Origin of the sequence: Vibrio sp. 1159 (assembly GCF_033340395.1) — a bacterium.
Lineage (GTDB): Bacteria > Pseudomonadota > Gammaproteobacteria > Enterobacterales > Vibrionaceae > Vibrio > Vibrio alginolyticus.
Map to the genome: position 1 here is coordinate 26,703 of NZ_JAWOWL010000023.1, position 21,243 is coordinate 47,945.

The 21,243-nt window shown below is 45.9% G+C and carries 24 protein-coding genes; 23 read left to right on the forward strand and 1 reads right to left on the reverse strand.

The features are described 5' to 3' along the window. The first annotated feature begins 97 nt into the window (after nt 1-97). From R7127_RS17165 to glmU, 22 genes are all read left to right on the forward strand, one after another. On the forward strand, nt 98-769 hold the full coding sequence (locus tag R7127_RS17165) for an amino acid ABC transporter permease (protein ID WP_005378829.1): 672 nt from the start codon (nt 98-100) through the stop codon (nt 767-769). Continuing rightward, nucleotides 766-1,503 (forward strand): amino acid ABC transporter ATP-binding protein, encoded by a 738-nt coding sequence (locus R7127_RS17170; RefSeq protein WP_005378827.1) that lies wholly within the window; start codon nt 766-768, stop codon nt 1,501-1,503. The genes R7127_RS17165 and R7127_RS17170 overlap by 4 nt, the downstream gene beginning before the upstream one ends. 242 nt (nt 1,504-1,745) lie before the next feature. Further along, on the forward strand, nt 1,746-1,880 hold the full coding sequence (rpmH, locus tag R7127_RS17175; protein WP_005378825.1) for a 50S ribosomal protein L34: 135 nt from the start codon (nt 1,746-1,748) through the stop codon (nt 1,878-1,880). Between the two features lie 46 nt (nt 1,881-1,926). Then, complete coding sequence (rnpA, locus tag R7127_RS17180; RefSeq protein ID WP_005394102.1) at nt 1,927-2,250, forward strand: ribonuclease P protein component; 324 nt, start codon at nt 1,927-1,929, stop codon at nt 2,248-2,250. Next, the gene (gene yidD, locus R7127_RS17185) at nt 2,217-2,474 is read left to right on the forward strand and encodes a membrane protein insertion efficiency factor YidD (RefSeq protein WP_005378822.1); all 258 of its coding nucleotides are present in this window, start codon (nt 2,217-2,219) and stop codon (nt 2,472-2,474) included. The genes rnpA and yidD overlap by 34 nt, the downstream gene beginning before the upstream one ends. 2 nt (nt 2,475-2,476) lie before the next feature. After that, a complete protein-coding gene (gene yidC / locus R7127_RS17190) occupies nt 2,477-4,099 on the forward strand; it encodes a membrane protein insertase YidC (protein WP_005383834.1) in 1,623 nt (540 codons plus the stop codon). 130 nt (nt 4,100-4,229) lie between these two features. Next, the gene (gene mnmE, locus R7127_RS17195; protein ID WP_005383836.1) at nt 4,230-5,591 is read left to right on the forward strand and encodes a tRNA uridine-5-carboxymethylaminomethyl(34) synthesis GTPase MnmE; all 1,362 of its coding nucleotides are present in this window, start codon (nt 4,230-4,232) and stop codon (nt 5,589-5,591) included. A gap of 100 nt (nt 5,592-5,691) precedes the next feature. Continuing rightward, nucleotides 5,692-6,126 (forward strand): FMN-binding protein MioC, encoded by a 435-nt coding sequence (mioC, locus tag R7127_RS17200; RefSeq protein ID WP_005378900.1) that lies wholly within the window; start codon nt 5,692-5,694, stop codon nt 6,124-6,126. Between the two features lie 477 nt (nt 6,127-6,603). Next, nucleotides 6,604-8,499, forward strand: coding sequence for a tRNA uridine-5-carboxymethylaminomethyl(34) synthesis enzyme MnmG (mnmG, locus tag R7127_RS17205; RefSeq protein WP_005378901.1), 1,896 nt, complete (start codon nt 6,604-6,606; stop codon nt 8,497-8,499). Beyond that, entirely contained in the window at nt 8,499-9,134 is a 636-nt protein-coding gene (gene rsmG, locus R7127_RS17210) for a 16S rRNA (guanine(527)-N(7))-methyltransferase RsmG (RefSeq protein ID WP_005378902.1), read from the forward strand. Before mnmG ends, rsmG begins: the two co-directional genes overlap by 1 nt. A 10-nt stretch (nt 9,135-9,144) precedes the next feature. Beyond that, nucleotides 9,145-9,918 (forward strand): ParA family protein, encoded by a 774-nt coding sequence (locus tag R7127_RS17215; RefSeq protein WP_005383838.1) that lies wholly within the window; start codon nt 9,145-9,147, stop codon nt 9,916-9,918. 24 nt (nt 9,919-9,942) lie between these two features. Further along, a complete protein-coding gene (locus R7127_RS17220) occupies nt 9,943-10,824 on the forward strand; it encodes a ParB/RepB/Spo0J family partition protein (protein ID WP_005383840.1) in 882 nt (293 codons plus the stop codon). A gap of 189 nt (nt 10,825-11,013) precedes the next feature. Beyond that, nucleotides 11,014-11,403, forward strand: coding sequence for a F0F1 ATP synthase subunit I (locus R7127_RS17225; RefSeq protein ID WP_005378921.1), 390 nt, complete (start codon nt 11,014-11,016; stop codon nt 11,401-11,403). Nucleotides 11,404-11,411: 8 nt separating this feature from the next. Further along, nucleotides 11,412-12,224: a F0F1 ATP synthase subunit A gene (gene atpB, locus R7127_RS17230; protein WP_005378922.1), complete on the forward strand. Its 813-nt coding sequence runs from the start codon at nt 11,412-11,414 to the stop codon at nt 12,222-12,224. A gap of 57 nt (nt 12,225-12,281) precedes the next feature. Next, on the forward strand, nt 12,282-12,536 hold the full coding sequence (gene atpE / locus R7127_RS17235) for a F0F1 ATP synthase subunit C (RefSeq protein WP_002540812.1): 255 nt from the start codon (nt 12,282-12,284) through the stop codon (nt 12,534-12,536). 74 nt (nt 12,537-12,610) lie between these two features. Next, nucleotides 12,611-13,081 (forward strand): F0F1 ATP synthase subunit B, encoded by a 471-nt coding sequence (gene atpF / locus R7127_RS17240; RefSeq protein ID WP_005378929.1) that lies wholly within the window; start codon nt 12,611-12,613, stop codon nt 13,079-13,081. A 14-nt stretch (nt 13,082-13,095) separates the two neighbouring features. Next, complete coding sequence (atpH, locus tag R7127_RS17245; RefSeq protein WP_005378930.1) at nt 13,096-13,629, forward strand: F0F1 ATP synthase subunit delta; 534 nt, start codon at nt 13,096-13,098, stop codon at nt 13,627-13,629. Nucleotides 13,630-13,642: 13 nt separating this feature from the next. Beyond that, a complete protein-coding gene (gene atpA, locus R7127_RS17250; protein WP_005378931.1) occupies nt 13,643-15,184 on the forward strand; it encodes a F0F1 ATP synthase subunit alpha in 1,542 nt (513 codons plus the stop codon). Nucleotides 15,185-15,228: 44 nt separating this feature from the next. Further along, complete coding sequence (gene atpG / locus R7127_RS17255; protein WP_005378932.1) at nt 15,229-16,095, forward strand: F0F1 ATP synthase subunit gamma; 867 nt, start codon at nt 15,229-15,231, stop codon at nt 16,093-16,095. Nucleotides 16,096-16,130: 35 nt separating this feature from the next. Continuing rightward, entirely contained in the window at nt 16,131-17,534 is a 1,404-nt protein-coding gene (atpD, locus tag R7127_RS17260) for a F0F1 ATP synthase subunit beta (protein WP_005378933.1), read from the forward strand. Nucleotides 17,535-17,552: 18 nt separating this feature from the next. Then, complete coding sequence (locus R7127_RS17265; protein ID WP_005378937.1) at nt 17,553-17,975, forward strand: F0F1 ATP synthase subunit epsilon; 423 nt, start codon at nt 17,553-17,555, stop codon at nt 17,973-17,975. Nucleotides 17,976-18,124: 149 nt separating this feature from the next. After that, on the forward strand, nt 18,125-19,486 hold the full coding sequence (glmU, locus tag R7127_RS17270; protein WP_017635597.1) for a bifunctional UDP-N-acetylglucosamine diphosphorylase/glucosamine-1-phosphate N-acetyltransferase GlmU: 1,362 nt from the start codon (nt 18,125-18,127) through the stop codon (nt 19,484-19,486). Between the two features lie 80 nt (nt 19,487-19,566). Here glmU and R7127_RS17275 read toward each other — a convergent pair whose 3' ends face one another. Beyond that, on the reverse strand, nt 19,567-20,307 hold the full coding sequence (locus R7127_RS17275) for an amino acid ABC transporter permease (RefSeq protein WP_005383852.1): 741 nt from the start codon (nt 20,305-20,307) through the stop codon (nt 19,567-19,569). 115 nt (nt 20,308-20,422) lie between these two features. On the opposite strand from R7127_RS17275, the gene R7127_RS17280 reads away from it, so the two are divergent. Beyond that, on the forward strand, nt 20,423-21,199 hold the full coding sequence (locus tag R7127_RS17280) for a transporter substrate-binding domain-containing protein (RefSeq protein ID WP_005378944.1): 777 nt from the start codon (nt 20,423-20,425) through the stop codon (nt 21,197-21,199). Nucleotides 21,200-21,243: the final 44 nt, after the last annotated feature.

A 21,243-nucleotide genomic window follows, 5' to 3' on the forward strand; every position in this document is an offset into this window, starting at 1 on the left:
GGCCGCAAAGTGGTATCACTCTCGGACTAAAATAAACTTACGTAAAGGTGGAACTTGTTTTCCACCTTTTCTTTTCTCTAGCCTTTAGGTAAGCCGTATGGGATTTGACTTTAATTACATGTTGGAACTGCTGCCGATATTGCTGAAATATCTTGGCACAACCATGGAAATGGCGACATGGGGATTGGTGTTTTCGCTGATTTTATCCGTCATTTTAGCCAATATTCGCGTATTTAAACTGCCAGTTCTGGATCAATTAAGCCAACTGTACATCAGCTTCTTCCGTGGCACCCCACTGTTGGTTCAGCTTTTCCTGCTTTACTACGGCTTACCGCAAATTTTTCCATTGATGGTCGGTATCGACGCCTTTTCAGCAGCGGTGATCGGTTTAACGCTGCACTTTGCCGCTTATATGGCGGAAAGTATTCGTGCCGCCATTATTGGCATTGATCGCAGCCAAATGGAAGCGAGCTTATCGGTCGGTATGACGACATCCCAAGCAATGCGCCGAGTGATTTTACCTCAAGCAACGCGTGTCGCACTGCCTTCATTGATGAACTATTTCATCGATATGATCAAGTCAACGTCTCTCGCTTTCACGCTTGGTGTGGCCGAAATCATGGCGAAAGCACAGATGGAAGCCTCATCAAGTTTCCGTTTCTTTGAAGCTTTCCTTGCGGTTGCTCTTATTTACTGGGGCGTGGTGGTAATTCTGACTCGCGTACAAATCTGGGCAGAAGCAAAACTGAATAAGGCGTACGTACGATGATTAAGTTAGAAAATATTCACAAACGTTTTGGCGAGACTGAAGTGCTGAAAGGCATCGACCTCGATATTAAGCAAGGTGAGATCATCGTGATTATCGGCTCAAGTGGAACGGGTAAATCAACCTTGCTGCGTACGGTGAACTTTCTAGAGCAGGCAGATGAAGGTCGTATCACGATAGATGACATCTCCGTTGATACTCAAAAACACACTAAAGCCGAAGTATTAGCGCTGCGTCGTCGAACTGGCTTTGTGTTCCAAAACTATGCCTTGTTTGCCCACATGAATGCGCGCCAGAACATTGCCGAAGGTCTAGTGACCGTTCGAGGTTGGAAAAAAGCCGATGCTCTCAAACGAGCGCAACAAATTCTGGATGACATCGGCCTTGGGGATAAAGGCGATAGTTATCCAGCGGCATTATCTGGCGGCCAACAACAACGTGTGGGTATCGGCCGAGCGATGGCGCTGCAACCAGAACTGCTGTTGTTTGACGAACCAACTTCTGCGCTGGATCCTGAATGGGTCGGTGAAGTTCTCTCATTAATGAAGAAGTTAGCTAATCAGCATCAAACCATGCTGGTGGTGACGCACGAGATGCAATTCGCGAAAGAAGTAGCTGATAGAGTGATCTTCATGGCGGAAGGCAATATCGTTGAGCAAGGTTCTCCACAGGATATCTTCGATAATCCACAAGATCCTCGTTTGAAAAAATTCCTTAACCAAGTAGGAATAGAGTAACGATCAAGCATCAGGATCGATTGATCCTTGAGATTTTACTCACACTACGTATAATCGCCCGGCCGGAATTTCGTACTCATTGAGTCATTGACACATTATGTGAGTGTGATTACAATTCCGCCTCTTTGTTGAGAGGCGTCGGTTGTCCTTCTCTATATAAAGAGCTTCTTTATATAAGAAAGCAAATACCCACGCCGGGTTTAACAAGAACCTAAAACTACTGATCAGTAAAGGTAATTATCATGAAACGCACTTTTCAACCTACAGTTCTAAAGCGCAAGCGTACTCACGGCTTCCGTGCTCGCATGGCAACTAAGAACGGTCGTAAAGTTATCAACGCACGTCGTGCAAAAGGCCGTGCGCGCCTATCAAAATAATCGCTAGTTTATTTTGAACACGTACGCGTTTAATCGGGAGTTACGTTTGTTAACTCCCGAGCATTATCAAAACGTCTTCCAGCAAGCTCATCGAGCTGGCTCGCCTCATTTCACCATCATTGCTCGCAATAACAAACTTTCTCACCCACGATTAGGTTTAGCGGTTCCCAAAAAGCAAATCAAAACGGCTGTCGGTCGTAACCGATTTAAGCGTTTGGCTCGTGAAAGCTTTCGTAACAATCAACATCAGCTTCCAAACAAAGATTTTGTTGTGATTGCGAAGAAAAGCGCGCAAGATTTAAGCAATGAGGAAATTTTTAAGTTGTTTGATAAGCTATGGCAACGCCTGTCTCGCCCTTCACGTGGATAGCCATTGGGCTCGTTTATCTGTATCGCTGGTTTATCAGCCCTTTGATTGGTCCTCGTTGCCGGTTCACACCAACCTGTTCCACTTACGCGCTAGAAGCTTTGAGAGCTCACGGTTTTGTAAAAGGATGTTGGTTATCAGGCAAACGTCTATTAAAATGCCACCCTTTGAATGAAGGGGGGTATGACCCCGTTCCACCAGTCCAAAAACAAGACAGAGATAACTAACGATGGATTCTCAACGTAATATCCTGCTCATCGGTTTGGCCCTGGTTTCTTTTTTGCTGTTTCAACAATGGCAAGTTGCAAAGAATCCAGAACCTCAAGCAGTTGAACAGGCTCAATCAAGCAGCACTCTACCTGCACCATCTTTTGCTGATGAACTTGACCCAGTTCCTGGTCAACAGCAAGCTTCTGCAAAAACTATCACAGTAACGACTGATGTTTTAACTCTGTCGATCGACACCGTTGGTGGCGATGTGGTACATGCCAACCTTAACGAATACTCTGCTGAGTTAGATTCATCAGATTCCTTTGTTCTGCTTAAAGACGCTCAAGGTCACCAATTTATCGCTCAAAGCGGTCTAGTGGGTCCTCAAGGTATCGACTTGAGCAGCACAAATCGCCCTCACTACAACGTAAGTGCAGACAGCTTCACAATGGCTGACGGTCAAGATGAACTTCGCGTTCCGATGACATTCACTGCAAACGGCATCGAATACACCAAAACTTACATCTTTAAACGCGGCAGCTACGCGCTTAATGTTGAATACGATGTAGTGAACAACTCAGGCAACAACGCAACATTTGGTATGTACGCTCACCTACGTCAAAACCTAATGGACGATGGTGGTAGCATCACAATGCCTACTTACCGTGGTGGCGCATACTCAACAGAAGATACGCGTTACAAGAAGTACAGCTTTGATGATATGCAGGATCGCAACCTGTCTCTTAACCTAGCCGATGGCCAAGGTTGGGCAGCAATGATTCAGCACTACTTTGCCGCAGCTTGGATCCCACGTAACGAACCAGGTACTAACCTATACACTCGTGTAATTGGCAACCTAGGCGACATCGGCGTTCGTATGCCGAACAAAACTATCGCAACAGGCGATCAGGCTAAGTTTGAAGCAACACTTTGGGTTGGTCCAAAACTGCAAGATGAAATGGCAGAAGTGGCACCTAACCTAGACCTAGTAGTGGACTACGGCTGGTTATGGTTCATTGCGAAGCCTCTTCATATGTTGCTTTCATTCATCCAGAGCTTTGTTGGTAACTGGGGTGTGGCAATCATCTGTCTGACCTTCATCGTTCGTGGTGCAATGTACCCACTAACAAAAGCGCAATACACGTCTATGGCGAAAATGCGCATGCTACAGCCTAAGCTGCAAGCAATGCGTGAGCGTATCGGTGATGACCGTCAGCGCATGAGCCAAGAAATGATGGAACTGTACAAGAAAGAGAAAGTGAACCCACTAGGTGGCTGTTTACCTCTTATCCTACAGATGCCTATTTTCATCGCGCTTTACTGGGCACTAATGGAATCGGTAGAGCTACGTCACTCTCCATTCTTCGGTTGGATTCATGACCTTTCAGCACAGGACCCTTACTACATCCTGCCGCTATTGATGGGTGCGTCTATGTTCCTAATCCAGAAGATGAGCCCGACAACGGTAACGGATCCAATGCAGCAGAAGATCATGACCTTTATGCCGGTTATGTTTACCTTCTTCTTCTTGTTCTTCCCATCAGGTCTCGTTCTGTACTGGTTGGTGTCGAACATCGTAACGCTTATCCAGCAAACTCTGATCTACAAAGGATTAGAGAAAAAAGGCTTACACAGCAAGTAACCTTTTAGGAAATGATTGAGAAAGGCGGCCAAAAGGTCGCCTTTTTGTTTTTGGCTGATTACAATTCAGCTAATTAATTGTGATGGCTCCCTAGGTATCTTCCCTATAGCCCAGCTCAAAAGGCAAAATTATGACTACAGATACGATTGTCGCTCAAGCGACCGCGCCTGGTCGTGGCGGTGTCGGTATTATTCGAGTTTCTGGCCCTAAAGCCAACCAAGTGGCGTTAGAAGTCACTGGCAAAACACTAAAGCCCCGCTACGCAGAGTACCTGCCGTTTAAGTCAGAAGATGGCACTGTGCTTGATCAGGGCATCGCACTGTACTTCCCTAACCCACACTCATTTACAGGTGAAGACGTACTTGAGCTGCAAGGCCATGGCGGCCCTGTCGTGATGGATATGCTGATAAAACGCATTCTAGGTATAGATGGTATTCGAGCTGCTCGCCCTGGTGAGTTCTCTGAACGCGCATTTCTGAACGATAAACTCGACTTAGCTCAAGCCGAAGCGATTGCAGACCTCATTGATGCCAGTTCTGAAGAAGCAGCAAAATCGGCGCTGCAATCCTTACAGGGCGCATTTTCAGGCCGCATTAATACCTTAGTTGAGTCGCTGATTCATTTGCGTATCTATGTTGAAGCAGCCATCGACTTCCCTGAAGAAGAGATCGACTTTTTGGCCGACGGTAAAGTGGCTGGTGACCTACAAGCCATCATCGACAACCTAGATGCGGTGCGCAAAGAAGCTAACCAAGGCGCTATTATGCGTGAAGGGATGAAAGTCGTGATTGCGGGTCGTCCAAATGCGGGCAAATCAAGCCTGCTGAACGCGCTATCGGGTAAAGAGTCTGCAATCGTAACCGACATCGCAGGAACTACGCGTGATGTACTGCGTGAGCATATCCATATTGATGGCATGCCTCTGCACATCATCGATACTGCAGGTTTGCGTGATGCTTCCGATGAAGTAGAGAAAATCGGTATCGAACGCGCGTGGGATGAAATAGCCCAAGCAGACCGCGTGTTGTTCATGGTGGATGGCACGACAACCGATGCCACCGATCCGAAAGATATCTGGCCAGATTTTGTGGATCGCCTACCAGACAACATTGGCATAACTGTGATCCGTAATAAAGCGGATCAAACGGGTGAAGATATGGGGATCTGCCACGTCAATAACCCTACTCTTATCCGTTTGTCAGCGAAGACTGGTGCAGGGGTTGAAGCTCTGCGCGATCATCTCAAGGAGTGTATGGGCTTCTCTGGCAACAGTGAAGGTGGGTTTATGGCTCGTCGTCGTCATCTCGATGCATTAGAACGTGCCGCACAGCACCTTCAAATAGGCCAGGAGCAGCTTGAAGGCTATATGGCAGGTGAAATATTGGCTGAAGAGCTACGCATCACCCAACAACATCTCAATGAGATTACCGGTGAGTTCAGTTCTGACGACTTACTGGGACGAATCTTCTCTTCATTCTGTATCGGGAAGTAAATAATCGAACGCGCGGTGCTGAGCTTAACTCACACCGCGTTTCTTTTTGTACGGCAAGCCATCCATGAGCTTTAGCCGTCGCATTCAATAAGGAAGAAGTATGATCCACATTATTACAGGCAGCACGTTAGGTGGCGCAGAATACGTAGGGGATCACCTGAGTGATCTACTCAACGAGAATGGATTTGAAACAACGATCCACAACCAGCCTTCCCTCAGTGATATCGAAAATCAAGGTACGTGGTTGGTGATCACCTCTACACATGGAGCTGGTGAGTATCCTGATAATATCCAACCTTTTATCGCAGCATTACAAAATACACCGCCAAAAATGACTGATGTAAAATTTGCGGTGATTGCGATTGGTGACTCTAGCTACGATACGTTCTGTGCCGCTGGTCAACACGCTTATGATTTATTAGAGGATATTGGTGCAACCCCTCTCGCAGATTGCTTTAAAATCGATGTACTGAGCCATGATGTGCCAGAAGACGCCGCAGAAATGTGGTTAAAAGAGAATATCGAACGTTTTTAAACTCACGACTTTCCCTTCAACAGAGTCGAAATTCGGCTCTGTTTTCTCCCATGTGAATAACTCCCACCAAATTATTTTGTTTAACCGCTCAAAAACCAACCAAACAGACTGTGGATAACTACAATAAGATCCAGTGATTTTCCTTTAGTTATCCCAATAACAACTTTGATCAATTTTACCCCCTGTGTATAACCACCACTTTTGATCCCAGGTAATCCTCGATCTGATCCAATCATGATCACAAGATATGATCCAAAGAAGATCCATGATCTTGTTGATCATTTTTAGGTTATCCACAGAAATGGTCGATCCTAATAGTAGATCTAATAAAAGATCATATATATAGATCTTATATATATTTATCTTGAAGCTTAAAACGGATAAAACGAGAAAACGTTTTTCTCTCTGGCATAAAGCAGGTAAAATACGGCTCCTTTATCTGTCCATTAAATCCCTTTGAATACCTGAGGTCAGTTCATGCTTTATCACGAAAACTTTGACGTCATTGTTGTCGGTGGCGGACACGCAGGAACGGAAGCCGCGCTCGCATCTGCACGCACAGGACAAAAAACGCTTCTCCTTACCCATAACATCGATACATTAGGCCAGATGTCTTGTAATCCGGCGATCGGTGGTATTGGTAAAGGTCACTTAGTAAAAGAAGTAGATGCTATGGGCGGTTTGATGGCTGAAGCCATCGACCATGCAGGTATTCAGTTTCGTACACTAAATGCCTCCAAAGGTCCTGCAGTACGAGCAACTCGAGCTCAAGCCGATCGCGCTCTGTACAAAGCGTACGTTCGTAATGCATTAGAAAATGCGCCTAACTTAACGTTGTTCCAGCAATCAGTTGATGATCTGATTGTTGAACAAGATCGCGCAGTTGGTGTGGTAACTCAAATGGGACTTCGCTTCCATGCGAAAGCCGTTGTGCTAACCGTGGGTACCTTCCTTGGTGGTAAGATCCACATAGGTATGGAAAGCTCGTCTGGTGGTCGTGCCGGGGATCCACCATCGATCGCATTAGCGGATCGACTGCGTGAACTGCCGTTCCGTGTGGATCGTTTAAAAACAGGTACTCCACCGCGCATTGATGCTCGTACTGTTGATTTTTCAGTGCTAGAAGCTCAGCACGGTGATAACCCAACGCCTGTATTCTCGTTCATGGGCAAACGTGAACAGCATCCGCGTCAGATTCCATGTTTCATCACCCACACCAATGAACAAACTCACGATGTGATCCGTAGTAACTTGGATCGCAGTCCAATGTACGCAGGTGTGATTGAAGGTATTGGTCCGCGTTACTGTCCGTCTATTGAAGACAAAGTGATGCGTTTCGCTGACAAAAACAGCCACCAAATCTTCATTGAGCCAGAAGGCCTAACCACGCACGAGTTATACCCTAATGGTATCTCGACCAGCTTGCCATTTGATGTGCAAGTACAAATCGTGCGCTCAATGAAAGGGTTTGAAAATGCACACATCGTTCGCCCAGGTTATGCGATTGAATACGATTTCTTCGATCCACGTGATTTGAAGCAAACGTACGAGACGAAGTTCATCCATGGTTTGTTCTTTGCTGGCCAGATTAATGGTACGACTGGCTACGAAGAAGCCGCAGCGCAAGGCTTGATGGCCGGTCTAAACGCAAGCTTGTTTAGCCAAGACAAAGAAGGCTGGAGCCCACGTCGTGACCAAGCTTACATGGGCGTGTTGATTGATGACTTATCGACCATGGGTACCAAAGAGCCGTACCGAATGTTCACTTCTCGTGCGGAATACCGCCTGCTACTTCGTGAAGATAACGCCGATTTACGTTTAACGGAAAAAGCGCGCGAGCTAGGCTTGATTGATGATGTTCGTTGGGCTCGCTTTAACGAGAAAATCAACAATATGGAAACGGAGCGTCAGCGTTTGAAAGCAACGTGGATGAATCCGAAGTCAGAGGGTGTTGATGAGCTGAACAAGCTGCTGAAAACCCCAATGGCCCGTGAAGCGAGTGGTGAGGATCTTCTGCGTCGTCCAGAGATCACTTATTCGCAACTGACGCAACTTGAAGCGTTTGCTCCTGCACTTGAAGATCAGCAAGCGGCTGAGCAAGTTGAAATTCAAGTGAAATACGATGGTTACATCAAGCGTCAGCAGGAAGAGATCGAAAAATCACTGCGTCACGAAAATACCAAGTTACCTGCTGATTTGGATTACCGCGATGTAAAAGGTTTATCAAACGAAGTCGTTGCTAAACTGAGCGAGGCCAAACCAGAGAGCATCGGTATTGCATCACGCATTTCTGGTATTACGCCTGCTGCAATTTCTATTCTACTTGTTCACTTGAAAAAGCATGGTTTGCTGAAGAAAGGTGAGGAAGAATAATGAGCGCATTGCGAACAAAGCTGGATTCACTGATCGCGAAAACCGATTTGGAAGTGTCAGAACAGCAACGAGAGCAGTTAGTTGGTTATGTCGAACTGCTCGACAAATGGAACAAAGCGTACAATTTAACATCGGTACGTGATCCGCTTGATATGTTAGTGAAACATATTCTTGATAGTATCGTTGTAAGCGCACACCTGCCCGGTGAGCGCTTCATTGATGTTGGTACTGGTCCGGGGTTACCGGGCATCCCTTTGGCAATAATGAACCCTGAGAAAACCTTCTTTTTGCTCGACAGTCTTGGCAAACGCATTCGTTTTATCAAGCAAGTCGTGCACACATTAGGGCTGAAAAACGTGACACCAATTCAAAGTCGCGTCGAAGAATTCCAACCTGAAGAAAAATTTGATGGCGTTTTGAGTCGAGCTTTTGCTTCAATGACAGACATGGTGGAATGGTGCCACCATTTGCCGAAACAAGAGCACGGGGTGTTTCTAGCGCTGAAAGGACAGCACCCTAAAGATGAAATGGATCAGCTTCCTGAATGGTGCAGTGTGACAGAGATCATATCTTTGGCTGTTCCTGAGTTGGAAGGTGATCGTCATCTAGTAATCTTATCGCGCAAGGAAAATTAGCGAGGTAATCGTGGGTAAAATTGTAGCAATCGCCAACCAGAAAGGTGGGGTCGGCAAAACAACAACGTGCATTAACTTAGCGGCTTCGATGGCGGCAACAAAGCGCAAGGTTTTGGTGATCGATCTCGACCCGCAAGGCAATGCTACGATGGCCAGTGGCGTGGATAAGTATATGGTCGACGCCACCGCATACGATCTTTTGGTCGAAGATACACCGTTCGATCAAGTCGTTTGTACCCAAACAACAGGGAAGTATGATTTGATCGCGGCGAACGGAGACGTAACCGCGGCAGAAATCAAATTGATGGAAGTTTTCGCTCGTGAAGTGCGTCTAAAAAATGCATTGTCGTCAGTTCGCGATAACTATGATTTCATCTTTATTGATTGTCCTCCTTCTCTAAACCTTCTTACAATCAATGCGATGGCGGCAGCTGACTCTGTGCTGGTGCCGATGCAATGTGAATACTTTGCGTTAGAAGGTTTAACTGCTCTTATGGATACAATCAGCAAGTTAGCGGCTGTTGTGAATGAAAACCTAAAAATCGAAGGTTTATTGCGTACCATGTACGACCCACGCAACCGCTTATCGAATGAAGTATCCGATCAACTTAAAAAACACTTTGGGAATAAAGTTTACCGTACTGTCATTCCGCGTAATGTTCGTTTGGCTGAAGCGCCAAGTCACGGTAAGCCAGCAATGTACTACGATAAGTACTCCGCAGGTGCCAAAGCGTATCTTGCTCTAGCGGGCGAAATGCTCCGCCGCGAAGAAATCCCAGTTTAACTCTAACCTAAGGAATTCAATCCCATGTCTAAGCGTGGTCTCGGAAAAGGACTGGATGCGTTATTGTCGACCAGTTCGTTTGCTCGTGAAAAACAGCATATTGCATCGCATAGCCAAGAATTATCGGCAGACGGTGAGTTAACCGATTTAGCGATTGGTCAATTGCAGCCGGGCGTATACCAACCGCGTAAAGATATGGCGCCTGAAGCGCTAGAAGAACTAGCGGCTTCGATTCAATCACAAGGCATTATTCAACCAATCGTGGTTCGCCAGGTCGAAAATGGTCAGTTTGAGATCATCGCAGGTGAGCGCCGCTGGCGTGCTGCAAGGCAGGCGGGTTTAAAACGCGTGCCGTGTTTGGTGAAAAAAGTTGAAGATCGTGCCGCCATCGCCATGGCGTTGATTGAAAACATTCAACGTGAAGACTTGAATGTGATTGAGGAAGCCCAAGCGCTTGAGCGTCTACAAGATGAATTCACGCTGACACATCAGCAAGTGGCCGATGTGATTGGTAAATCAAGAACGACGGTGAGTAACCTATTACGTCTGAATCAGTTGGAAGTTGATGTAAAAGGTCTGGTTGCAGATAAAAAATTGGAAATGGGTCATGCTCGAGCTCTGTTAGCGTTAGAAGGCGAACAGCAAGTCGAAGTAGCTCAACAAGTGGCTAAGAAGCAAATGACTGTTCGCCAAACTGAACAGTTAGTAAAAAAGTGCTTAGCCCCACAAAATGAGCAAAAAGGGCAACAAGAGGATACCGAAGCCGAGCAAATGTCGCATAAATTGAGTCAGCTGCTTGATGCAAAAGTTTCTCTTACCCGTTCTGCAAACGGAAAAGCGAAATTGACGATAAGTCTTGATGAGCCTCACAAATTGGACCAACTAATTGCCAAGCTTGAGGCCTAGATGAGATAATTGATTTAGGTCAATTAATCTAATTAATCGAATTTTGTGCGAAAGTTGTCGTTTTGTAAACAAAACTGTAAGTTTTTGATGCAATCGAATTGCTTTACGTTGAACTGAACGTATAATTTTCGCCAATTTCCCAGCACAGAGAGTTAAGTGCGAAGTGGATATTACTAGAGGTACGAATACATGGTAGCTGCGTTAGCTAGACCAGGACGAGAGCTCGCAAGGCAATTGTTAATGATCCAGTCTGGCGCGGTTATTTTTGTGGCAGCAGGAATGGCGGTAGCCATAAATCCTGACTGGGGATTTTCAGCGCTGATTGGCGGAGGCATTTTTGTTGTTGCCAATGCAGTATTCGCGCTGTGTGCTTTCATGTTTAGTGGAGCTCGCGCTGCCAAGCGCATCGCTGCTTCCTTCTATACGGGTGAAGTACTGAAAATTCTCATCACGGTTGCACTGTTCTATGTTGCCTACATGTATATGCAGGTGGAACTTGTTCCCCTCAAACTAACCTATTTGCTGGTACTAGGTATTAATATCTGTGCACCAGTGCTATTCATTAACAACAAAAAATAGGATGAGTTATGGCTGCGCCAGGTGAAGCGCTAACATCGTCCGGTTACATTGCCCACCACCTTTCTAACCTATCGCTATACAAGTTGGGTTTAGTAGGGTCGGAGACAAGTTTCTGGAACGTACATATCGATAGCCTGTTTTTTTCTTGGTTTACTGGTTTAATCTTCCTCGGAATTTTTTACAAAGTAGCAAAGAGAACAACAGCGGGTGTACCGGGTAAGCTTCAGTGTGCTGTAGAAATGATCGTTGAATTTGTCGCCGATAACGTCAAAGACACGTTCCATGGACGCAACCCACTGATCGCGCCTTTAGCACTGACTATCTTTTGTTGGGTATTTTTGATGAACGTGATGGACTTAGTTCCTATCGACTTCTTACCATACCCAGCAGAGCATTGGCTAGGTATTCCTTACCTTAAGGTTGTACCGTCTGCTGATGTGAATATCACCATGGCTATGGCTCTAGGCGTTTTTGCATTGATGATTTACTACAGCATCAAAGTAAAAGGTCTAGGTGGATTCGCAAAAGAACTTGCACTACATCCATTCAATCACCCACTGATGATTCCGTTTAACCTACTAATTGAAGTGGTATCGCTATTAGCGAAACCTCTATCACTTGGTATGCGTCTATTCGGTAACATGTTCGCGGGTGAGGTTGTATTCATTCTTTGTGCGGCAATGCTACCATGGTACTTACAATGGATGGGTTCACTACCGTGGGCAATCTTCCATATCTTGGTTATTACGATTCAAGCCTTCGTATTCATGATGTTGACAATTGTTTACCTGTCAATGGCACACGAAGATCCTGATCATTAATTTTTTTAAAGCTTTTTATTTGGGCACTAAGCCAACAACTATAAATTGGAGATAGTAATGGAAACTTTACTGAGCTTTTCTGCAATCGCCGTAGGTATTATCGTCGGTCTTGCTTCTCTTGGTACAGCGATTGGTTTCGCACTGCTAGGTGGTAAATTCCTAGAAGGTGCTGCACGTCAACCAGAAATGGCTCCTATGCTACAAGTTAAGATGTTCATCATCGCGGGTCTACTTGATGCGGTTCCAATGATCGGTATCGTAATCGCGCTACTATTCACTTTCGCAAACCCATTCGTTGGTCAACTAGGTTAATCACCTTTAACTCGGGACGGGCGATTATCGCTTGTCACTGATTAACACTAAGTCCAAATAGAGGGGTAGCTGTTGTGAACATAAACGCAACTCTGCTAGGTCAAGCAATCTCGTTCGCACTATTTGTATGGTTCTGCATGAAGTATGTATGGCCACCATTGATGCAAGCGATCGAAGAGCGTCAGAAGAAAATTGCTGATGGTCTTCAAGCAGCAGAACGTGCTGCGAAAGACTTGGATCTAGCACAAGCCAACGCTTCTGATCAATTGAAAGAAGCGAAGCGCACAGCAACTGAGATCATCGAACAAGCGAACAAACGTAAGTCTCAAATTCTTGATGAAGCTCGCGAGGAAGCTCAGGCAGAACGCCAGAAAATCCTAGCGCAAGCAGAAGCAGAACTTGAAGCTGAACGCAATCGTGCACGCGATGAGCTGCGCAAACAAGTTGCTACTCTGGCTGTAGCTGGTGCTGAGAAAATCCTTGAGCGTTCTATCGATAAAGATGCGCAAAAAGATATTCTCGACAACATTACTGCAAAACTTTAAGTCTGGGGGCGCATATGTCTGATTTGACTACTATCGCACGCCCCTATGCTAAAGCAGCCTTCGACTTTGCTTTAGAGAAAGACCAGTTGGACCAATGGGGCCAAATGTTATCTTTTGCTGCTGAAGTGGCCAAAAACGAACAAATGAACGAACTACTAACGGGTTCGGTTTCTGCTGATAAAATGGCAGAAATTTTTGTTGCAGTTTGCGGCGAACAAGTTGATGCGCACGGTCAAAACCTTTTGAAGGTAATGGCTGAGAATGGTCGTTTAGCGGCCCTTCCTGATGTTTGTAAAGAGTTTTTTACTCTGAAAAAAGAACATGAGAAAGAAATTGATGTTGAAGTAATTTCAGCAACAGAGCTTTCTGATGAACAACTTGCAAACATTGGCAGCAAACTTGAAAAGCGTCTTGAACGCAAAGTGAAGCTGAATTGCAGTGTAGATGAGACCCTACTTGGTGGGGTTATTATTCGAGCCGGAGACCTAGTCATCGATGACTCAGCGCGTGGTCGTTTGAACCGCCTGAGCGATGCATTGCAGTCTTAATGGGGATTGGAGCATGCAACTTAATTCCACGGAAATTAGCGATCTGATCAAACAACGTATCGAATCTTTCGAAGTTGTTAGTGAAGCTCGCAACGAGGGTACTATCGTATCGGTAAGCGATGGTATCATCCGCATCCACGGCCTAGCGGACGTGATGCAAGGTGAAATGATTGAATTACCGGGTGGCCGTTATGCACTGGCACTTAACCTTGAGCGTGACTCGGTTGGTGCGGTTGTAATGGGCCCATATGCTGACCTTAAGGAAGGCATGAAAGTTACAGGTACTGGCCGCATTCTTGAAGTGCCAGTTGGTCCAGAACTACTAGGCCGCGTAGTAAATACGCTGGGTGAGCCTATCGATGGTAAAGGTCCAATCGAAGCGAAAATGACTTCGCCTGTAGAAGTGATCGCACCAGGTGTAATCGACCGTAAATCGGTAGACCAACCTGTGCAAACTGGTTATAAGTCAGTTGACTCAATGATCCCAATCGGTCGTGGTCAGCGTGAGCTTATCATCGGTGACCGTCAGATTGGTAAAACAGCACTGGCGATCGACGCGATCATCAACCAGAAAGACTCTGGTATTTTCTCTATCTACGTAGCAATCGGTCAGAAAGCATCGACTATCGCTAACGTTGTTCGCAAACTAGAAGAGCACGGCGCACTACAAAATACTATCGTTGTAGTCGCATCAGCTTCTGAATCTGCAGCGCTTCAATACCTAGCGCCTTACGCAGGTTGTGCGATGGGTGAATACTTCCGCGATCGCGGTGAAGACGCACTGATTGTTTACGATGATCTATCTAAGCAAGCGGTAGCTTACCGTCAGATCTCTCTACTACTTAAACGTCCACCAGGCCGTGAGGCATTCCCAGGTGACGTATTCTACTTACACTCGCGTCTACTAGAGCGTGCAGCTCGTGTAAACGAAGAGTACGTAGAGCGTTTCACTAACGGTGAAGTGAAAGGTAAGACTGGTTCTTTGACTGCTCTTCCTATCATCGAAACTCAAGCAGGTGACGTTTCAGCATTCGTACCGACTAACGTAATCTCGATTACCGATGGTCAGATCTTCCTACAAACTGAGCTATTCAACGCTGGTGTTCGTCCTGCTGTTGACCCAGGTATCTCAGTATCTCGTGTAGGTGGTTCAGCTCAGACGAAAATCATCAAGAAACTATCAGGTGGTATCCGTACAGCACTAGCTGCATACCGTGAACTAGCGGCATTTGCTCAGTTCTCTTCTGACCTTGATGACGCAACGAAGAAACAGCTAGACCATGGTCAAAAAGTTACAGAACTAATGAAGCAGAAGCAGTATGCTCCAATGTCTGTATTTGACCAAGCTCTAACTATCTTCGCGGCAGAGCGCGGTTACCTTGATGATGTAGAACTTAACAAAGTTCTAGATTTCGAGGCGGCTCTACTATCGTACGCTCGCGGTCAATACGCTGAACTAGCAGCTGAGATCGACAAGTCTGGCGCTTACAACGATGAAATCGAAGCTCAGTTGAAGAAACTGACTGACGACTTCAAAGCAACCCAAACTTGGTAATTAGGTCGGTGGCAGTTTCTGCCACCAACTAACGGAGAGTAACGATGGCCGGCGCAAAAGAGATACGTAATAAAATCGGTAGTGTTAAAAGCACTCAGAAAATTACGAAAGCGATGGAAATGGTAGCAGCTTCAAAAATGCGTCGTTCTCAAGATGCAATGGAAGCTTCTCGTCCATACGCTGAAACAATGCGTAAAGTGATCGGTCATGTGGCTAACGCAAACCTAGAGTACCGTCATCCGTACCTAGAAGAGCGTGAAGCTAAACGTGTTGGTTACATCATCGTTTCGACAGACCGTGGTCTGTGTGGTGGTTTGAATATTAACGTGTTCAAAAAAGCCGTTACAGACATGCAAGCATGGAGAGAGAAAGGTGCTGAGATTGAGCTAGCCGTTGTTGGCTCAAAAGCAACAGCTTTCTTTAAACATGGTGGCGCAAAAGTTGCGGCACAGGTTTCTGGTCTTGGAGATAATCCAAGCCTACAAGACCTAATCGGCTCTGTTGGCGTAATGCTGAAGAAATACGATGAAGGTGAACTGGACCGTCTATATGTAGTATTCAACAAGTTTGTAAATACTATGGTTCAGCAACCAACGATCGATCAATTGCTACCTTTGCCTAAATCGGACAGCGAAGAGATGCAGCGTGAGCATTCATGGGACTACATCTATGAGCCTGAACCAAAACCTCTACTGGATACGCTATTAGTGCGTTACGTAGAGTCTCAGGTATACCAAGGTGTGGTTGAGAACCTTGCTTGTGAGCAAGCGGCTCGAATGATTGCGATGAAGGCTGCAACGGATAACGCAACCAGTTTGATTGACGATTTGGAACTTGTGTACAACAAAGCCCGTCAGGCTGCGATTACACAAGAACTATCAGAAATCGTTGGTGGTGCAGCTGCGGTTTAAGCTTAGGTAAAACGAAATAGTTTAGAGGATTAACGATGGCTACAGGTAAGATCGTACAGATCATCGGTGCGGTAGTCGACGTAGAGTTCCCACAGAGCGATGTACCTAGTGTATATGACGCTCTAAACGTAACGGACTCAAAAGAGCGTCTAGTTCTTGAAGTTCAACAACAGCTAGGCGGTGGCGTAGTTCGTTGTATCGTAATGGGTAGCTCTGATGGTTTACGTCGTGGAGTAGAAGTGGTTAACACTGGCGCTCCAATTTCAGTACCAGTAGGTACTAAAACTCTAGGTCGTATCATGAACGTCCTAGGTGACGCGATTGACGAGCGTGGTGAAGTGGGTGCGGAAGAGGTTTACTCTATCCACCGTAGTGCACCAAGCTACGAAGAGCAATCAAACGAAATTGCACTTCTAGAAACGGGCGTTAAAGTAATCGACCTAATTTGTCCATTCGCTAAGGGTGGTAAAATCGGTCTATTCGGTGGTGCAGGTGTAGGTAAGACCGTTAACATGATGGAACTTATCAACAACATCGCACTACAGCACTCAGGTCTATCAGTATTTGCTGGTGTTGGTGAGCGTACTCGTGAAGGTAACGATTTCTACTACGAGATGCAGGAAGCGGGCGTTGTAAACGTTGAGAAGCCTGAAGAATCAAAAGTAGCGATGGTTTACGGTCAGATGAACGAGCCACCAGGTAACCGTCTACGTGTTGCACTGACTGGTCTAACAATGGCAGAGCGTTTCCGTGACGAAGGTCGTGACGTACTACTGTTCATTGATAACATCTACCGTTACACACTTGCAGGTACAGAGGTATCAGCACTACTAGGTCGTATGCCTTCTGCGGTAGGTTACCAGCCAACTCTTGCAGAAGAGATGGGTGTACTTCAGGAGCGTATCACGTCAACGAAATCAGGTTCTATCACGTCTGTACAGGCGGTATACGTACCTGCGGATGACTTGACTGACCCGTCTCCAGCAACAACGTTCGCGCACTTGGATGCAACGGTTGTACTTAACCGTAACATCGCTGCAATGGGTCTATACCCTGCGATCGACCCGCTAGATTCAACATCTCGTATGCTTGATCCACTAGTCGTTGGTCAAGATCACTACGAAGTTGCTCGTGGTGTTCAGCAGACTCTTCAGCGCTACAAAGAGCTGAAAGATATCATTGCTATCCTAGGTATGGACGAGCTATCTGAAGAAGATAAGCAAGTTGTATCTCGTGCACGTAAGATTGAGCGTTTCCTAACTCAGCCTTACCACGTAGCAGAAGTATTTACAGGTGACCCTGGTATTTACGTACCTCTAAAAGAGACTCTACGTGGCTTTAAAGGTCTACTAGCTGGTGAATACGACGACATTCCTGAGCAGGCATTTATGTACTGCGGTAGCATCGACGATGCTATTGAGAATGCGAAGAAGCTATAAGGCTAACTAGGAGGCGATATGGCAGCAATAACCTTTCACCTAGACGTAGTAAGCGCTGAGAAGAAAATCTTCTCTGGTCGTGTTGAAACGTTTCAGGTGACCGGTAGCGAAGGTGAACTTGGTATTTTCCATGGTCACACACCGCTGCTGACCGCTATCAAGCCTGGTATGGTGCGTATTGTGAAACAGCACGGCCACGAAGAAATTATTTATGTTTCTGGTGGTATGGTAGAGATTCAGCCTGGTACAGCGACTGTACTAGCTGATACAGCTATCCGTGGTGAAGAGCTAGACGCAGCGAAGGCAGAAGAAGCCAAACGCCGCGCTGAGGAGCAAATCCAGAATCAGCATGGTGACATGGACTTCGCACAAGCGGCCAGTGAACTGGCTAAAGCCATTGCTCAGCTACGAGTTATCGAGCTGACAAAAAAGCGTCGCTAAGCTCAATTAGCAACGTTGCATGAAAAAAGGCGGCCAATTGGTCGCCTTTTTGATTAATTTTAGTTGGAAATTTACATCCCACCATTAACTAATCCTTCCAAGGTGTTTAAAATAACGCCCAATTAAAATAGAACGTCAATAGGTTATTAATGAAATTCAGTGCTGTGATCCTTGCTGCGGGTAAAGGTACCCGTATGTATTCAAACATGCCTAAAGTGCTACACACTTTGGCAGGGAAGCCAATGGCAAAACATGTGATTGATACATGTACAGGTCTTGGCGCACAAAACATCCACTTAGTATATGGTCACGGTGGTGATCAAATGCAGCAAACGCTAGCAGAAGAGCCTGTAAACTGGGTACTGCAAGCGGAGCAACTAGGTACAGGTCATGCGGTTGATCAAGCGTCTCCGAAGTTTGAAGACGATGAAAAAGTACTGGTGCTTTACGGTGATGTTCCACTGATTTCAGCTGAAACGATTGAAAACCTATTAGATGCACAGCCAACAGGCGGTATTGCACTACTAACAGTGATTCTAGATAACCCGACAGGCTACGGTCGTATTATCCGTAAGAATGGTCCTGTTGTGGCGATCGTTGAGCAAAAAGATGCAACAGAAGAACAAAAACAAATTAAAGAGATCAACACTGGCGTGATGGTTGCGACTGGTGGGGATCTTAAGCGTTGGTTGTCTGGCTTAAACAACAACAACGCACAAGGCGAATACTACCTAACTGACGTTATTGCAGCTGCACACGATGAAGGTCGTGCCGTTGAGGCAGTACACCCAGTCAATGCCATTGAGGTGGAAGGGGTCAACGACCGCGCACAGCTTGCTCGTCTAGAGCGTGCTTTCCAGTCAATGCAAGCTCAGAAACTACTAGAGCAAGGTGTCATGCTACGCGATCCAGCACGCTTTGATTTGCGTGGTGAGTTACAGTGCGGTATGGACTGTGAAATCGACGTGAATGTTATCATCGAAGGTAAAGTTTCACTGGGTGATAACGTGGTTATCGGTGCGGGTTGTGTACTGAAAGATTGTGAAATCGACGACAACACCATCGTTCGCCCTTACAGTGTGATTGAAGGTGCAACGGTTGGTGAAGAATGTACGGTTGGTCCATTTACTCGCCTTCGTCCTGGTGCTGAAATGCGTAACGATTCCCATGTGGGTAACTTCGTTGAAGTGAAAAATGCGCGCATCGGAGAAGGTTCAAAAGCGAACCACCTAACTTACTTAGGTGATGCAGAGATCGGTCAACGTACTAACATCGGTGCAGGTACTATCACTTGTAACTACGATGGTGCGAACAAGTTTAAAACCATCATCGGTAATGATGTTTTTGTTGGTTCTGATAGCCAGCTGGTGGCGCCTGTCACTATCGCTGATGGCGCAACCATCGGTGCAGGCACGACACTAACAAAAGATGTTGAAGAAGGTGAGTTAGTAATTACTCGCGTCAAAGAGCGCAAAATTACTGGCTGGCAGCGTCCTGTAAAACAAAAATAAGCATTACCTACACTCTGTCTCTATATTGTCAAAGCCGCTCAACAAGAGCGGCTTTGTTGTTTCTAGCTAAGGCTTCATCGCTAGTAGCTAGGAATGGCAATACGTTTTTCGAGCCAACGAACGGCTTGAGATACAAATAGGATGAGCAACAAGTACTCCAAAACGAGGAAGGTATAAATTTCTAGGGGTAAGTACTCATTCACCACCAGCTCATTAGCACGGCGAGTGAGATCGCTTAAACCAATCACACTGACTAAAGAACTCATCTTGAGGATGTAGACGAATTGATTGCCCAGTGGTGGGAGAATTTGCCGAAACGCTTGGGGAAGAATTACCAAGCGCATCTTTTGCCAATAGCTTAAGCCCAAAGATTCAGCCGCTTCATGCTGGCCACGGCTGATAGCTTGTATTCCACCGCGAAATACTTCCGCCATAAACGCGCTCTCAGCGATAGTCAGTGCAATAACACCCGCCCAAAAGTGATTGAGTGAGACATCCAATAGTGTAGGCATGCCGTAATACACCCAAAGTAGTAAGACTAAAACTGGCACTGAACGGATCACCTCGACATAAATACGGTTTATCCACTTCAGAGAGGCTGAGTCCGACAGAGCGGGTAACGCAACGATCAGACCCAAGCTCATCGCAAATAACATACTGAGGAGTGATACCTGAATGGTGTCGTTAAACCCAGCGATTAAAAACTTTAGATTGGTGAGCCCTTGATCCGTCGAAGGGTCAAGTACATACCAGCCCCATTGATAATCTGAACAACCAGTGAGTAATAGCAGTGAAAACAGCCATAGAGTTCGAAACGTCACATTTACTCCCTGAATTAACTAAAAAACTTCCTTTGTTGCTGCTATGTTATCAGTAGAGCTCTAATAAAGGTTAATTATTAAACCGTATAAGGTCATTATTTTTAAGGGAATAAAAATGAGAAAGATTTTACTAGTGCTAGGAATGTGTTTGCTTGCTGCGACTCAAGTCGCTCACGCTGAAAGCCGTCTTCAATCCATTTTAGACAATGGCGTACTCCGAGTTGGAACGACGGGAGATTGGAATCCGATGACGATGAAAGACCCCGCGACAAACAGTTATCGTGGCTTCGATATCGATGTAACAACAGAACTTGCTAAAGATCTCGGTGTAAAAGTGGAGTATGTGCCCACGGATTGGAAGACGCTAGTTAATGGCATTACCGCCAACAAATACGATATTACTGGCAGCGCATCTCTGAACATGTCGCGCGCGAAAGTAGCTGGATACAGCCAGCCGTATTTCTACCTTGCCTTTGTACCTGTGGTGCAAAAGAAAGATCTCGCCAAATTTTCTGATTGGGCGGATTTTAATAAACCAGAAGTAAAAGTCGCAGCGACGTTAGGTACGGTACAAGAAAAAATGGTGAAAGAGTTCTTCCCGTCTGCTCAGCATATTGTTATTGAAGCGCCAGCGCGCGACTTCCAAGAACTACTAGCTCGCAGGGCCGATGTATCGGTGACGTCCAATGTGGAAGCAGCGACGTTGGTGGATAAGTTTAAACAGTTGGCGATAGTGCCAGTGACCGCACCGCGTAAACCAACCCCAATTGCTATGTTGTTGCCGCAAGACGATCAAGTATGGATTAATTACATCAATCACTGGGTAGAGTTGAAAAAGACTCAAGGCTTTTTTAAGCAGACTGCCAAGAAATGGGGGTTGAAAAGCTTATAAACAGAAAGAGCCGCATTGCGCGGCTCTTTTTATTATCTGAACGA

Excerpts from the sequence above, each read along its gene's own strand:
- R7127_RS17165 (WP_005378829.1), top strand. The coding sequence starts at position 98 with ATGGGATTTGACTTTAATTACATGTTGGAACTGCTGCCGATATTGCTG.
- R7127_RS17170 (WP_005378827.1), top strand. The coding sequence starts at position 766 with ATGATTAAGTTAGAAAATATTCACAAACGTTTTGGCGAGACTGAAGTG.
- rpmH (WP_005378825.1), top strand. The coding sequence starts at position 1,746 with ATGAAACGCACTTTTCAACCTACAGTTCTAAAGCGCAAGCGTACTCAC.
- yidD (WP_005378822.1), top strand. The coding sequence starts at position 2,217 with ATGGCAACGCCTGTCTCGCCCTTCACGTGGATAGCCATTGGGCTCGTT.
- yidC (WP_005383834.1), top strand. The coding sequence starts at position 2,477 with ATGGATTCTCAACGTAATATCCTGCTCATCGGTTTGGCCCTGGTTTCT.
- mnmE (WP_005383836.1), top strand. The coding sequence starts at position 4,230 with ATGACTACAGATACGATTGTCGCTCAAGCGACCGCGCCTGGTCGTGGC.
- mioC (WP_005378900.1), top strand. The coding sequence starts at position 5,692 with ATGATCCACATTATTACAGGCAGCACGTTAGGTGGCGCAGAATACGTA.
- mnmG (WP_005378901.1), top strand. The coding sequence starts at position 6,604 with ATGCTTTATCACGAAAACTTTGACGTCATTGTTGTCGGTGGCGGACAC.
- rsmG (WP_005378902.1), top strand. The coding sequence starts at position 8,499 with ATGAGCGCATTGCGAACAAAGCTGGATTCACTGATCGCGAAAACCGAT.
- R7127_RS17220 (WP_005383840.1), top strand. The coding sequence starts at position 9,943 with ATGTCTAAGCGTGGTCTCGGAAAAGGACTGGATGCGTTATTGTCGACC.
- R7127_RS17225 (WP_005378921.1), top strand. The coding sequence starts at position 11,014 with ATGGTAGCTGCGTTAGCTAGACCAGGACGAGAGCTCGCAAGGCAATTG.
- atpB (WP_005378922.1), top strand. The coding sequence starts at position 11,412 with ATGGCTGCGCCAGGTGAAGCGCTAACATCGTCCGGTTACATTGCCCAC.
- atpE (WP_002540812.1), top strand. The coding sequence starts at position 12,282 with ATGGAAACTTTACTGAGCTTTTCTGCAATCGCCGTAGGTATTATCGTC.
- atpH (WP_005378930.1), top strand. The coding sequence starts at position 13,096 with ATGTCTGATTTGACTACTATCGCACGCCCCTATGCTAAAGCAGCCTTC.
- atpA (WP_005378931.1), top strand. The coding sequence starts at position 13,643 with ATGCAACTTAATTCCACGGAAATTAGCGATCTGATCAAACAACGTATC.
- atpG (WP_005378932.1), top strand. The coding sequence starts at position 15,229 with ATGGCCGGCGCAAAAGAGATACGTAATAAAATCGGTAGTGTTAAAAGC.
- atpD (WP_005378933.1), top strand. The coding sequence starts at position 16,131 with ATGGCTACAGGTAAGATCGTACAGATCATCGGTGCGGTAGTCGACGTA.
- R7127_RS17265 (WP_005378937.1), top strand. The coding sequence starts at position 17,553 with ATGGCAGCAATAACCTTTCACCTAGACGTAGTAAGCGCTGAGAAGAAA.
- glmU (WP_017635597.1), top strand. The coding sequence starts at position 18,125 with ATGAAATTCAGTGCTGTGATCCTTGCTGCGGGTAAAGGTACCCGTATG.
- R7127_RS17280 (WP_005378944.1), top strand. The coding sequence starts at position 20,423 with ATGAGAAAGATTTTACTAGTGCTAGGAATGTGTTTGCTTGCTGCGACT.